The organism is Brevibacterium sp. GP-SGM9, from assembly GCF_047300845.1.
Taxonomy (GTDB): Bacteria; Actinomycetota; Actinomycetes; order Actinomycetales; family Brevibacteriaceae; genus Brevibacterium.
Genome location: NZ_CP178563.1, coordinates 1,398,624 through 1,411,414, shown reverse-complemented (window position 1 = coordinate 1,411,414; position 12,791 = coordinate 1,398,624). Strand labels below are relative to the sequence as shown.

The window sequence follows — 12,791 nt, the reverse complement described above, 5'->3', positions numbered from 1 at the left end:
CTCGAAGGGTTAGGGACAAGGCGGGAACGGCCACCAAGGGAAGGCGCAGTCATGTCACCGAATACGGGACGCAACGAACACCCCGAAAAGCGCAAGGCCTTCGGCGCCGGCTACGAGCTCTGGGTCGGTCTGGCGATCGGCTTCTACGTCGTCTTCGCCGTCACCGAGCTCATCACCGACCTCGTCCACTCCGAAATCAGGCTGCCTCTGCAGTTCGAGTCCGATGCCGTCTCGACGCTCGACTTCCCCGAGGCGACCGCGGCCTTGAGCGGGCTCACTCAGATCACGGTGTCGACGGGCGACATAGCCGCCGGCGCCCTGGTCCTGGTCATCATCGCGAAGATCGCAGTGATCCTCACGTTCCTCGGAGCAGCAATCGCGATCGTGCCCGTCATCCGCGCAATCGCCGCGGGAACGCCGTTCACGACGCGCTCGATCAAGGCGCTGAGTGCGCTCGAGTGGGTCGTGACCATCGGCTTCGTCCTCTATTTCGCAACGATGGTGCTCGGCAGCAACTGGGTCTCGGCAGAGATCGGCATCGCGAACGGGGTGGGACCGGGTGTCACCACGATGCAGGCCTTCCTCGTCCTCGGCGTCGTCGGCGGAGCCGAGCTCCTGCGCCGCTGCTTCCGTTCGGGAAGAGTCGCGCAGGAAGAGCTCGAAGGTCTCGTCTGATGGTCGAAGAGTTCGCGAACCTCAAGGTCAACTGCCATCTGGATGCGCTGCTCACCCAGCGCGGACTGAGTCTGACCGAACTGTCGAAGCGTGTGGGAGTCTCCCTGGCCAACCTCTCGGTGCTCAAGAACAACAGGGCGAAGGCGATCAGATACTCCACGCTCATCGCTCTCTGTCAGGCGCTCGACTGTCAGCCCGGTGACCTGTTCACCGTCGAAGCCGATCCATCCTGAGGCCACGACGCGAGCCGAGGGCCCTCCTGGTCCTCCCAGCGCCCGCTGGGAGGGCCATCGGGGTGTTCGCGCCATCCATTCAGCGAGGTCACCGGGGTGTCTGAATGACGGGCGGCCGTGAAGTGAGATGAGCGACCTCATACAATGGTCGAGGTGCCGGTTAGCCGACACGGCTGAAATCCTGATCGATGCAGCACGAGACCTCCATGTTTGGAACCATGGAATCGATCGCCCGGCACGGAACTTATCAGCGATAAGGAAGAGACTGCAGTGAGCATAGTCGTCCAGAAGTTCGGTGGGTCCTCGGTATCCGATGCAGAATCGGTCAAGCGGGTGGCCAAGCGAATTGTCGAATACCGTCAGGCCGGTCACGAAGTAGTCGTCGTGGTGTCGGCCATGGGGGACAGCACCGACGATCTCATCGACTTGGCCCAACAGGTTTCTCCCATGCCCCCGGCCCGTGAGCTCGATATGCTCCTGACTGCCGGTGAGCGCATCTCGATGGCGGTCCTCGCGATGGCGATCGCCAACCTCGGCGAGGAAGCCCAGTCCTTCACGGGATCCCAGGCCGGAGTCATCACCGATGAGCAGTTCGGCAAGGCCCGCATCATCGACGTCACCCCCGGCCGCATCCGTTCGGCACTCGATGAAGGCTACGTGGCCATCGTCGCCGGCTTCCAGGGAGTCAGTCAGACCGCGAAGAACATCACCACACTCGGTCGCGGCGGCTCGGATACGACCGCCGTGGCACTCGCGGCCTCCCTCGACGCCGATGTGTGCGAGATCTACACCGATGTCGACGGTGTTTTCACCGCGGATCCGCGCATCGTGCCCACGGCACGCAAGATCGATGAGATCGGTTACGAGGAGATGATGGAGATGGCCGCCTCGGGCGCCAAGGTCCTCATGCTCCGCTGCGTCGAATACGCCCGCCGCTACAACGTGCCCGTCCACGTGCGGTCCTCATTCTCTCGCAACCAAGGAACCTGGGTGACCGATTCACCCATCCCAGAAGCCTTCCGACAGGGGCGGGGACCATCGACCCCGGAAGCGGAATCAGAAACGGAGTCCACCATGGAACAGGCAATCATCTCCGGAGTCGCGCACGACCGCTCCGAAGCGAAGCTGACGATCGTCGGCGTCCCCGACGTTCCCGGCAAGGCCGCCGAGATCTTCAAGACCGTGGCCGGCCAGGAGATCGACATCGACATGATCGTCCAGAACATCTCCACTCGGGAACCGGGCAAGACCGACATCTCCTTCACCCTGCCGAAGACCGACGGTGCCAAGGCACTCGAGGCTCTCGATGCGGCGAAGGCCTCGATCGGCTTCGACCAGGTCCGCTACGACGACCAGATCGGCAAGCTCTCCGTCGTCGGCGCGGGAATGCGCTCCCACCCGGGCGTGACCGCGACTCTGTTCGAGGCCCTGAGCGAAGCCCAGGTCAACATCGACATGATCTCCACCTCGGAGATTCGCATCAGCGTCGTCACCAGGGAAGACCTGCTCGACGACGCCGTCCGCGCCGCCCATGCGGCCTACGGACTCGACAGTGATGACAACGAAGCAGTGGTCTACGGAGGTACCGGACGATGAGTGTGAATATCGGAGTAGTCGGAGCGACCGGTCAGGTCGGCGGCGTCATGCTCGATCTGCTGGCAGAGAACCCCGGTTTCGAGATCGCGAGCCTGCGCCTCTTCGCCTCGGCGAGGTCCGCGGGCAAGACCGTCGATTTCAAGGGACAGTCCATCACCGTCGAAGACGCCGCCGAGGCGGATCCCAGCGGACTCGACATCGCACTGTTCTCCGCCGGTGGAGCCACCTCCCGTGGTCAGGCGGAGCGTTTCGCCGCCGCCGGAGTCATCGTCGTCGACAATTCTTCGGCCTGGCGCTCGGATCCTGAGGTTCCGCTCGTCGTCAGCGAGGTCAACCCGGAGGCGCTCGACACCCTGCCCAAGGGCATCATCGCCAACCCGAACTGCACGACGATGGCTGCGATGCCCGTGCTCAAGGCCCTCGATGCCGAGGCGGGTCTGCGTCGCCTCATCGTCAGCACCTACCAGGCGGTGTCCGGTTCCGGTCTGGCCGGAGTCGAGGAACTCGCCGGTCAGCTCGAGGCCGGGGTCGCCGACTCTCGGAAGCTCGTCCGCGACGGGTCCGCTGTCGACCTGCCGGAGCCGAACTCCTACGTCGAGCCCATCGCCTTCAATGTGCTGCCGATGGCCGGATCCATCGTCGACGACGGCGAGCTCGAGACCGATGAGGAGAAGAAGCTGCGCAACGAGAGCCGCAAGATCCTCGGCAAGCCGGATCTCCTCGTCGCCGGCACCTGTGTACGGGTGCCCGTGTTCTCCGGCCACAGCCTGAGCATCCACGCCGAATTCGACGCCGACATCACCCCGGCCCGCGCCGCCGAGGTGCTCGCTGCGGCTCCGGGAGTCGAACTCGACGAGGTGCCCACGCCGCTCAAGGCCGCCGGCAAGGACCCGAGCTATGTCGGCCGCATCCGCGCCGATCAGTCCGCGCCCGAGGGCAGAGGCCTCGTCCTCTTCGTCGCCAATGACAATCTGCGCAAGGGCGCGGCACTCAACACCGTGCAGATCGCGGCGCTGCTCGCGAAGAAGCTCGAGTCGCAGGCCGCCTGAGGCGACTGAGCCAGAGTCGGCCGAGCCGAAGACGAACCGCCCGGGAGCACATGCTCCCGGGCGGTTCGTCGTCATGTCGAGCCCATGCCGGGCACGGGATTCGCGTGGATCAATGCGAAGCTCGAAAAAGTCGTCACTGGTGACAACTTTTTCAGGCCTGGCGTTGCAACGGTGCACATCTGCGTCGGGACCGACGTCTCCGACCACGCATAAACGTAGTGCTATATATAAATATTTATATTAGTGGTGGGTCCCGAGTCTGAGTAGTGTGATCGTCGTTGAAACCTTGATCACCGCGCACACTCCCGAAAGGTCCACCATGACACCTTCCCGACTCGGATTCGCCACCGGGGCCATCGCCCTGACCTCGGCCCTCGCCCTCAGCGGGTGCGGGGGAGGAGCCTCCGGCGCGGATGCGGACGATGCCGACCTCTCGGTCGTGACCTCGACGAACGTCTACGCCGATATCGTCTCCCAGGTGGCCGGGGACTTCGCCGAGGTGACTCCCGTCATCGACGATCCCAACCAGGATCCCCACGACTACGAAGCGACCACCCAGGATCGCCTCAAGCTCTCGAAGGCCGACCTCGTCGTCGAGAACGGAGGCGGCTACGACGCATTCATGACGACGATGCTCGAAGCCTCCGACGCCGATGTCGAGACCCTCGATGCCGTGTCGATCTCCGGGCTGCCCGGCTCCGAAGGGCTCGGCAACGAACCCCACGACCACGGTGACGAGTCGGGCCACGACGATGAGGCTCACGCCGGCGGCCACACCCACGAGGATGAGGAAGACGGCCACGACCATTCCGAAGACGGCCACGACCACGGCGAGTTCAACGAGCACCTCTGGTACTCGGTGCCGACGATGACGAAGCTCGTCGACGAAGTCGCGACCCACCTCGGCGAGGCCCTGCCCGAGCACAAGGACGACTTCACGGCCAATGCCGAGGACTACAAAAAGACCCTGAACGAGCTGCAGACGCAGATCGACGATGTGAAGAAGGACCACGAGGACGAGAAGGTCGCGGCGACTGAACCGGTGCCGCTGTGGCTGTTTGAGGACATGGGCCTGGAGAACATCACCTCGGACGAGTTCCTCGAGGCCGTCGAAGAGGGCAACGACGTGCCGCCACTCGTGCTCAAGGACGCCGAGAAGCAGATCTCCGACGGAGAGGCAGTGCTGCTTGGGTACAATACACAGGCGGCCGGTCCGCAGGCGGAGCAGCTGAAGACCACGGCCGAGAAATCCGATGTTCCGGTCGTCGACCTCGGCGAGACCATGCCCGCCGATACGCACTACGCGGACTGGATGGGCGACTACATCACCGACATCTCCACAGCACTCGAAGGGCATGATCACTGACAATGGCCAAGGAATCCGACGCTTCCGTGCAACCTTCCGTGCGGGAGCCGGTGATTCGACTCCGCGACGCCGAACTGCGATTCGGCGATCGCGTGCTCTGGCACGACCTCGATCTCGATGTCTCACCGGGCGAGTTCGTCGCCGTGCTCGGCCCCAACGGCACCGGCAAGACCTCCCTGCTCAAGGTCCTCCTCGGCCAGAACACCCTGTCGACGGGATCGGCCGAAGTCAGCGGGCGGCGCGTCCATTCGGGGAATTCGGCGATCGGCTACATTCCCCAGCAGCGGGGAATCGACCCGCACACTCCGATGCGCGGACGCGACCTCGTCCGCATGGGCATCGACGGCCACCGATGGGGGACAGGCCTGTTCTCCCGAGGTCGGAAGAAGAAGGTCGACGAACTGCTCGCCTCCGTCGGGGCGCAGGACTACGCCGACGCCCCCGCCGGCACACTCTCCGGCGGTGAGCTGCAGCGGCTGCGAGTCGCCCAAGCCCTGGCCAACGATCCCTCGGTGCTCCTCTGTGACGAACCGCTGCTCTCTCTGGACATGCACCACCAGAAGGTCGTGGCCGCGCTCCTGCACGAGCAGCGCGTCAGACGCGGCACCTCGGTCGTCTTCGTCACCCACGAGATCAACCCGATCCTGCCCTACGTCGACCGGATCCTCTACATCGTCGGCGGACACTTCCTCATCGGCACACCTTCGGAGGTGATGACTACCGAATCGCTCAGCCGGCTCTACGGCTCCCCGGTCGAGGTGGTCCGCGTCGGCGGGCGGCTCGTCGTCGTCGGTGGCGAAGAGGAATGCGTCAACCACCATGTCCACTCCGATGAATTCGACCCGGAAAGGGGTGCGATCTGATGAGCGCCGCAGAGATCTTCGGCACCCTCTTCACCTTCGAGGACTACGGCGAGCTCGTCGCACTGCTCGCGAACTCACTCGTCGCCGCCGCGCTGCTCGGGGTCGTCGGCGGACTCATCAGCGTCTTCGTCATGGCCCGCGACATCCCCTTCGCCGTCCACGGAGTCTCCGAGCTGTCCTTCGCCGGTGCCGCCTTCGCCCTCCTCGTCGGCTTCGACGTCGTCGGCGGATCGATCATCGGATCGATCATCGCGGCCCTCATCATCGGTGTGGGAGGGGCGAAGGCCTCGGAGAAGAATGCCATCATCGGTGTCCTCATGCCCTTCGGCCTGGGGTTGGCGATCCTCTTCCTCGCGCTCTACGACGGACGTGCGGCCAGCAAGTTCGGGCTGCTGACCGGCCAGATCGTCGCGATCACGCCGGGACAGATCAGGACCCTCGTCATCTGCTCCCTCGTCGTCCTGGCGGTCCTCGCACTCGTCTGGCGACCGCTCATGTTCGCCAGCCTCGACCCGGAGGTGGCTCGGGCCAAGGGAGTGCCGGTCTCCGTGCTCACGATCGTCTTCATGCTCACCCTCGGCCTGGCCGTGGCCCTGAGCGTCCAGGTCGTCGGCGTCCTGCTCGTCCTCGCTCTGCTCATCACCCCGGCTGCCGCGGCCACTCAGGTCTCGGCATCCCCTGTATGGGTGCCCGTGCTCAGCGTGATCTTCGCGGTCACCGCCTCCGTCGGCGGCATCCTCATTGCCTTGGGTTCACCGGTGGTTCCGATCAGCCCCTTCGTCACGACCATCTCCTTCCTCATCTACCTCGTCTGCCGCATCATCGGCGGTCGCCGCATGAAGTCCCTGCACCGCCGACGCACGGTCCGCGCCGCACGGCAGCACGAAGCCCCAGCGCTCACCACTCCCTGACGGCGGGGAGTGTCCGGGGGAGCGGATAGAGTTGTCGGAATGAAGAAACGTGCACTTTTCGCCGGGGCTCTCGCCGTTCCCGCGGCCGCCGGCATCTGGGCTGCGGGCATCGAACCGCACCTCTTCGCGATCCGTCGCCACACCCTGCCGATCCTTCCCGCTGGGGCCGAGCCGATGAGAGTCCTGCACGTCTCCGATCTGCATCTGGCTCCCTGGCAGAAGCATCGCGCGGCCTGGGTCAAGGCCCTGACCCGCCTGGAGCCCGACCTCGTCGTCAACACCGGAGACAATCTCTCGGCCGATATCGTGCCGGAGGTCATCGACGTCTTCGACGGCCTGCTCGACGTCCCCGGCGTCTTCGTCCTCGGCTCCAACGACTTCTTCTCCCCGCAGGCGAAGAACCCCGCGAAGTATCTGCGCTCACCCTCCGAGGTCAAGCACCGGGTCGAGCCCGATCTCGACGTCAAGGCGCTGGTGCGCGGGTTCGAACCGGATTCCGAGCGACCGGGCGCTCGCGGGTGGCATCTCCTCGACAACGCCGAGGTGAGCCTGACCATCCGCGGCACCCGGATCGACCTATGCGGCTTGGGCGATGCCCATATCGACCGTGACCGGATCCGCTTCGACGAGGACTCCGGAGTCGCCGAGGCGGAGCTGGAGTACCCCCGTTTCGCCGCCGAAGCGGGCCTGAAGGTGGGCGTGACCCATGCGCCGTATTCGCGGACCCTGGAGGCGTTCGCCTCGGCGGGGGCGGACCTGATCATGACCGGCCACACCCATGGTGGACAGATCCGGGTGCCCTTCTGGGGTGCCCCGGTGACGAACTGCGATCTCGATCGGACACGCGCGAGAGGTGTCTTCGGCTACCGAAAATCGACGGTGGAGATCTCGGCCGGTTTGGGCTTCTCACCGTTCTCACCGGTGCGTTTCGCCTGTCGGCCCGAGGTCAGCCTGCTCACTCTGGTGCCGAGAAGTTAGCTCGTTCATCGATTTCTGAAGATTTGCACAAGTCGTATTCGCTAAACTTGGTTTCATGGTGTCTCCTGAGTCAAATCCGAATCCGACCAAGATGGGCGCGTTCGCACAGTTCGTCGCCGTCAGCGCGGTGGCGGGAATCGTCGCCGCTGGTCTTGCCATCCCCGGAGTCGGTGTCGCAACTGCCAGTGCCAACAGCGCCGTCGAGATCTTCGATTCGCTTCCCGCCACCCTGGAGATCCAGGATCTCGGCCAGAAGTCGACGATGCAGGCCTCCGATGGTTCGGAGCTCGCGGAGTTCTACTGGCAGAACCGGGTCGAGGTGCCTCTCGACGAGGTCTCTCAGGACATGCAGAACGCGACGATCGCGGTCGAGGACTATCGGTACTTCGAACACGGCGGCGTCGACATCGAGGGCATCGCCCGTGCCGCGGTGCACAATCTTGTGTCCTCGACGACTCAGGGCGGATCGACGCTGACCCAGCAGTACGTGAAGAACGTGCTCGCGGAGAACGCCCACGCTGAAGAGAACTCCGAGGGTGTCGCGGCGGCCAAGGAATCCGAAGGCACCGCGGGCTATGCCCGAAAGCTGCGCGAAGCCAAGCTCGCGGTCGCGGTTGAGAAGAAGTACGACAAGAAGGACATTCTCAACCGCTACATGAACATCAACAACTACTCCGGTTCGCCGAATGCCTACGGTGTCGAGGCGGCGGCGTACAAGTATTGGGGGATCCACGCCAAGGATCTCAACATCCAGCAGTCGGCGATGCTCGCCGGCATCGTGCAGAACCCTTCGGCCTACAACCCGCAGCGGTTCCCCGACCAGGTCCTCAAGCGCCGGAACACGGTGCTGGGACAGATGCTCAAGTACGAGCACATCACGCAGAAGGAATACGACAAAGCGGTCAAGACCGACCTCGACCTCGACCTGCATGAGACGCCGAACGGCTGCTCCGCGGCCAAGAGCAAAGCCGAATTCTTCTGCGACTACGTCGTCAACGTGATCAAGAACGACAAATCCTTCGGCAAGACCGTCGATGATCGTATCGCGAAGCTCCAGCGCGGCGGTCTGACGATCAAGACCAGCCTCAATCCGGACATCCAGAAGATCGCCGACAAGCAGATCAAGAGCCGGGTTCCCGTGGGCGATCCTTCGGGTGCCGGCCACGCCTTGGTGACGGTCGAACCCGGCACGGGTGAGGTCATCGCTATGGCAGAGAACCGCGAATACACCGCGGGCGAGGTGAAGAAGAAGGACAAGAACAAGAAGACGAGTGTCAACTACACCGTCGACAAAAAGCACAACGGCGGCGGCGGATTCCAGGTCGGCTCGACGTGGAAGCCCTTCGTTCTGGCGACCTGGCTGAAGTCGGGCAAGAGCCTCAACGCCACGGTCAACGCGACCAAGCGAAACTTCCCCGCCAGCTCGTGGAAGTACGACGGCTGTCCGAACATGGCCGGTGACTGGGATCCGAACAACGCCGGCGACGGCAAGGGCAACGGATCGATGAGCGTCATCAACGCGACGAAGAACTCGGTGAACACCGGGTACGCCGCGATCGGCAACCAGCTGAACATGTGCGACATCATGGACACCGCCATGGACCTGGGAATCCGCTACGGCAGCGGTGAGAAACTCGACTTCAAGGACAAGTCCGGCTTCATCCAGGCTCTGTCCCCATCGTCGATCCTCGGTACCACAGAGACCACCCCCATCGCCATGGCGGCGGCGTTCGCGACCTTCGCGAACGAGGGCGAATTCTGCGGACCGAAGCCGATCACCGAGATCAAGGACCGCAACGGCAAGAAGATCGACATTCCCGGAGAGGGCTGCAAACGGGTCCTCGACAAGGAAGTGGCCAAGGGAGTGTCCTACGCCCTGACGCAGACGTTCAACGGCGGTACGACCAGCGGTCTGGGTATCGGTGTTCCCGCCGGTGCGAAGACCGGTACGACGAACTTCGAGGTCGGCCACACCTGGCTGCTCGGGTTCACAAAGACGCTGTCCACTGCTGTCTGGACCGGTGACCCGGCCGGCACCAGGGACTGGCGCAGGAACGGCTCCGGCAAGGTCAGCGGACAGGTCTTCGGCGCGACGATCTCCGGTAAGACCTGGCAGGCGTACATGAGCCAGGCCGTCAAACACACCAAGGGCAACACCGGCTTCCCCAAGCCCAGCGGGAAGTACTTCTCGGGCGGCGGCTCCAGCGGCGGCGGATCCTCCTCGACCGGCGGTGGCGGCGGCGGTACCGGAGGCGGCGGTGGAGGCACCGGCGGCGGTAACGGCGGCGGCAGCACTGGCGGCGGCGGAAACGGCGGCGGTGGCGGTGGAGGCACCGGCGGTGGAGACGGCGGCGATGGCGGCGGCGATGGTGGCGACGGCGGCGACGGCGGAGGAGACTCCCCGGGCCTCGGCGGCAACTGACGCCACCGAGTTGAACGGCGATTCGAACGGCAACACGGGGCGAGACGATCATCATGATCGTCTCGCCCCGTTTCTGCCATGATGACGATGTCGCAAGCCGAAACGGTCCGGTCTCGGTTAGTGTTGGGAGCGATATCGACACCCATCGTCGATCCTCTGGAATCGAAGTGGCGGATGCTCGTCCCGTGCACCCGAGATTCCTGACAGACTGGGGTTTCTCAGCCGGATACAACTCAAGGAGAATCATGACCAAATGGGAATACGTCACCGTGCCGCTCATCGTGCACGCGACCAAGCAGATCCTCGACCAGTGGGGTGAGGACGGCTACGAGCTCGTCCAGGTCGTGCCCGGGCCGGACAACAACGGTCTCGTCGCGTACCTCAAGCGCCCCAAGGAATGACCTCAGGAGCGCACCAGCTCCACTGACACCCACCATCCCGGATCCACCCCGTCGAAAGAAGAGCCATGTCGAAGACCCTTGATCGCATCGCCGAGCTCGGCCTCGAACTCCCGCAGGTCGCCGCCCCCGCCGGTGTCTATGTGCCCGCGCTGCGCACCGGCAACTATGTCTACACCTCCGGTCAGCTGCCTGTCGTCGAGGGCAAGCTGCCGGCCACGGGCCACGTCGGTTCCGACGTCGATCTTGAGACCGCCTATGATCTCGCCCGGACCGCCGGACTCAACGCCCTGGCAGCCATCGCCGGAGTCATCGGAGACCTCGATACGATCGTCCGCGTCGTCAAGGTCACCGGCTTCGTCAACTCCGCCGATGACTTCACCCAGCAGCCGGCCGTCATCAACGGCGTCTCCGAACTCTACGGCGAGATCTTCGGTGACCGCGGGCAGCACACCCGCAGCGCCGTCGGCGTGAACACTCTGCCGCTGGGCACCCCAGTCGAGGTCGAGGTCGTCGTCGAGGTTGAAGGCGATGCCGCTTAGCGGACGCACCCTTCCCGTCTCGTCGGAACTGCGGTGGCTCCTCGATCACTGGCAGTCCGACGGGCGGATGCCCGTCCCCGAAGCTCCACGGCCCGCCTCGGCGATCGTCCTGATCAGGGACTGCGCCGAGGGTCTGGAAACCTATATCACCCGGCAGCTCGACGCCAGGGGAGTAGAGGACCGCAATCGCTGGGCTTACCCGACCTCGAGCCTGCGCCCGGGTGATGTGCGCAAACTTCCCTTGTCCGGGTGGAACTCGGCTCGGTGCGCCCGCGCTCTCAACATCGAGAACAAGTCTCGCGCCCTCAACCACTTCTCCGCCGCGGCCCGCATCTGCTTCGCCGCCGCGGGAATCCTTCTGGCCGAGAACGTCGACCGCGACGTCGTAGCCGCACCGCAGTCCGATTGGCACACCACCCGCTCCCGGCTCTTCACGAACGAGGTCGCGTGGTCCCAGATACTGCGCGAACGCGACCTCCGGCTTCGCCCGGACCTGTGCAAGCCCTGGCTGCGGTGGATCAACACCTCCACACAGCTGCACCGCTTCGACACCACCTTCTTCGTGGCCACGGTGCCCTTCGGCCAAGAGGTCGACTTCCTCTCCCCGAACGAAACCGCCGGTGGATGGAAACGTCCCGGCCAAGTCCTTGCCGACGCCGGGGGAGACCCCAACAGCATCGGCGCGAGCACCCGCCTGATCATCGAGAGCCTCCTCGAGATCCCCACCGTCGGGGCGGCCATGGCACAGGTCCGCAGCCTCCACCCGCTGCGCCCGGAGGTCGTCAGCGAAGACGGGGAGTGGAAGGTCGTCATCCAACCCGGCAGGGATCCGCACAGCAAGGGCACCCTGCGCGACTTCGCGGTGGCCGTCGGCGATGACGAAGGCGACCAGGGCCCGGGATTCCTCAGCTTCAACGACGCCGATGACGATGCTGAATCCGATGACGAGGAGACCGACGAACCATGATGATCCGCGCGAACAACCCCTCCCCGATGACCCTGACCGGGACGAACACCTACGTGCTCACCAGCCAGGACGACGCCTCGGCGGTGATCATCGATCCCGGACCGGAGATGGCTGAACATCGCCGGAACTTCCTCGCCGAGGTGGGCGACCGGGATCTGGCCGCCATCGTGCTGACCCATCAGCACGCCGATCATTCGGAGATGCTCGGCAGCGTCGAGGACTGGGCCCCCGAGGTCCCCGTCTACGCGGTGCTCGACCGGTTCTCCCGATACGTGGACCCGGTGGCCGACGGGGATCGGATCACCTTCGGGAACTCGCCGGCCGATGTCCTCGAAGTCATCGCCACTCCCGGCCACACGATGGACAGCATCAGCCTCATCCACGCCGGTGCCCTCTACAGCGGGGATACGATCCTCGGGGAGGGGACGACGATCGTCACCCACCCGGAAGGCTCCCTGGGGGACTATCTCGACTCACTCGACCGACTCCGCGGCCTCCTCGACGACGGCTCGTTCTCGATCATCGAACCCGCCCACGGACCGCGGATCGACAATCCCGCCGAGGTGATCGACTACTACCGCCGGCACCGCCGTGAACGCATCGACCAGGTCAGGGCCGCCTTGGACGAAGGCGCAAGGACCGCCTCGGAGGTCTGCGACATCGTCTACCACGACGTCGACCCGAGCGTGCGCGGTGCCGCCGAACAGATCGTCAAGGCCCAGCTGAACTACCTCGGCGCCCTGCCGGCGAACGAGGAATGAATCGGTGAATACACGAACGCCCCGACCACA

Annotated in this window: 13 protein-coding genes; all 13 read left to right on the top strand. The window is 64.7% G+C overall.

What is annotated here, in order from left to right:
- The first annotated feature begins 51 nt into the window (after positions 1 to 51).
- The 13 genes from ACH82I_RS06480 (at position 52) to ACH82I_RS06420 (ending at position 12,761) form a co-directional block, all read left to right on the top strand.
- Positions 52 to 675 (top strand): DUF2975 domain-containing protein, encoded by a 624-nt coding sequence (locus ACH82I_RS06480; RefSeq protein WP_413336284.1) that lies wholly within the window; start codon positions 52 to 54, stop codon positions 673 to 675.
- Positions 675 to 908, top strand: a complete 234-nt coding sequence (locus tag ACH82I_RS06475; RefSeq protein ID WP_230747492.1) for a helix-turn-helix domain-containing protein — start codon at positions 675 to 677, stop codon at positions 906 to 908. Before ACH82I_RS06480 ends, ACH82I_RS06475 begins: the two co-directional genes overlap by 1 nt.
- A 270-nt stretch (positions 909 to 1,178) precedes the next feature.
- On the top strand, positions 1,179 to 2,504 hold the full coding sequence (locus ACH82I_RS06470) for an aspartate kinase (RefSeq protein WP_413336282.1): 1,326 nt from the start codon (positions 1,179 to 1,181) through the stop codon (positions 2,502 to 2,504).
- The gene (locus tag ACH82I_RS06465) at positions 2,501 to 3,553 is read left to right on the top strand and encodes an aspartate-semialdehyde dehydrogenase (protein WP_413336280.1); all 1,053 of its coding nucleotides are present in this window, start codon (positions 2,501 to 2,503) and stop codon (positions 3,551 to 3,553) included. Before ACH82I_RS06470 ends, ACH82I_RS06465 begins: the two co-directional genes overlap by 4 nt.
- Positions 3,554 to 3,872: 319 nt before the next feature.
- On the top strand, positions 3,873 to 4,919 hold the full coding sequence (locus ACH82I_RS06460; protein ID WP_413336278.1) for a metal ABC transporter solute-binding protein, Zn/Mn family: 1,047 nt from the start codon (positions 3,873 to 3,875) through the stop codon (positions 4,917 to 4,919).
- Between the two features lie 2 nt (positions 4,920 to 4,921).
- Positions 4,922 to 5,782 (top strand): metal ABC transporter ATP-binding protein, encoded by an 861-nt coding sequence (locus ACH82I_RS06455; RefSeq protein WP_413336276.1) that lies wholly within the window; start codon positions 4,922 to 4,924, stop codon positions 5,780 to 5,782.
- Positions 5,782 to 6,693, top strand: a complete 912-nt coding sequence (locus ACH82I_RS06450) for a metal ABC transporter permease (protein ID WP_413336274.1) — start codon at positions 5,782 to 5,784, stop codon at positions 6,691 to 6,693. The genes ACH82I_RS06455 and ACH82I_RS06450 overlap by 1 nt, the downstream gene beginning before the upstream one ends.
- Positions 6,694 to 6,732: 39 nt before the next feature.
- The gene (locus ACH82I_RS06445) at positions 6,733 to 7,671 is read left to right on the top strand and encodes a metallophosphoesterase (protein WP_230747517.1); all 939 of its coding nucleotides are present in this window, start codon (positions 6,733 to 6,735) and stop codon (positions 7,669 to 7,671) included.
- A gap of 55 nt (positions 7,672 to 7,726) precedes the next feature.
- Entirely contained in the window at positions 7,727 to 10,093 is a 2,367-nt protein-coding gene (locus tag ACH82I_RS06440) for a transglycosylase domain-containing protein (protein WP_413336272.1), read from the top strand.
- A 245-nt stretch (positions 10,094 to 10,338) separates the two neighbouring features.
- Positions 10,339 to 10,494, top strand: coding sequence for a hypothetical protein (locus ACH82I_RS06435; protein ID WP_009883339.1), 156 nt, complete (start codon positions 10,339 to 10,341; stop codon positions 10,492 to 10,494).
- A gap of 65 nt (positions 10,495 to 10,559) precedes the next feature.
- Positions 10,560 to 11,033 (top strand): RidA family protein, encoded by a 474-nt coding sequence (locus ACH82I_RS06430; RefSeq protein ID WP_230747519.1) that lies wholly within the window; start codon positions 10,560 to 10,562, stop codon positions 11,031 to 11,033.
- Positions 11,023 to 12,000 carry a hypothetical protein gene (locus ACH82I_RS06425; RefSeq protein WP_413336269.1) on the top strand — a complete coding sequence of 326 codons (978 nt, stop codon included), beginning with the start codon at positions 11,023 to 11,025 and terminating at the stop codon, positions 11,998 to 12,000. Before ACH82I_RS06430 ends, ACH82I_RS06425 begins: the two co-directional genes overlap by 11 nt.
- On the top strand, positions 11,997 to 12,761 hold the full coding sequence (locus tag ACH82I_RS06420) for an MBL fold metallo-hydrolase (protein WP_413336268.1): 765 nt from the start codon (positions 11,997 to 11,999) through the stop codon (positions 12,759 to 12,761). Before ACH82I_RS06425 ends, ACH82I_RS06420 begins: the two co-directional genes overlap by 4 nt.
- Positions 12,762 to 12,791: the final 30 nt, after the last annotated feature.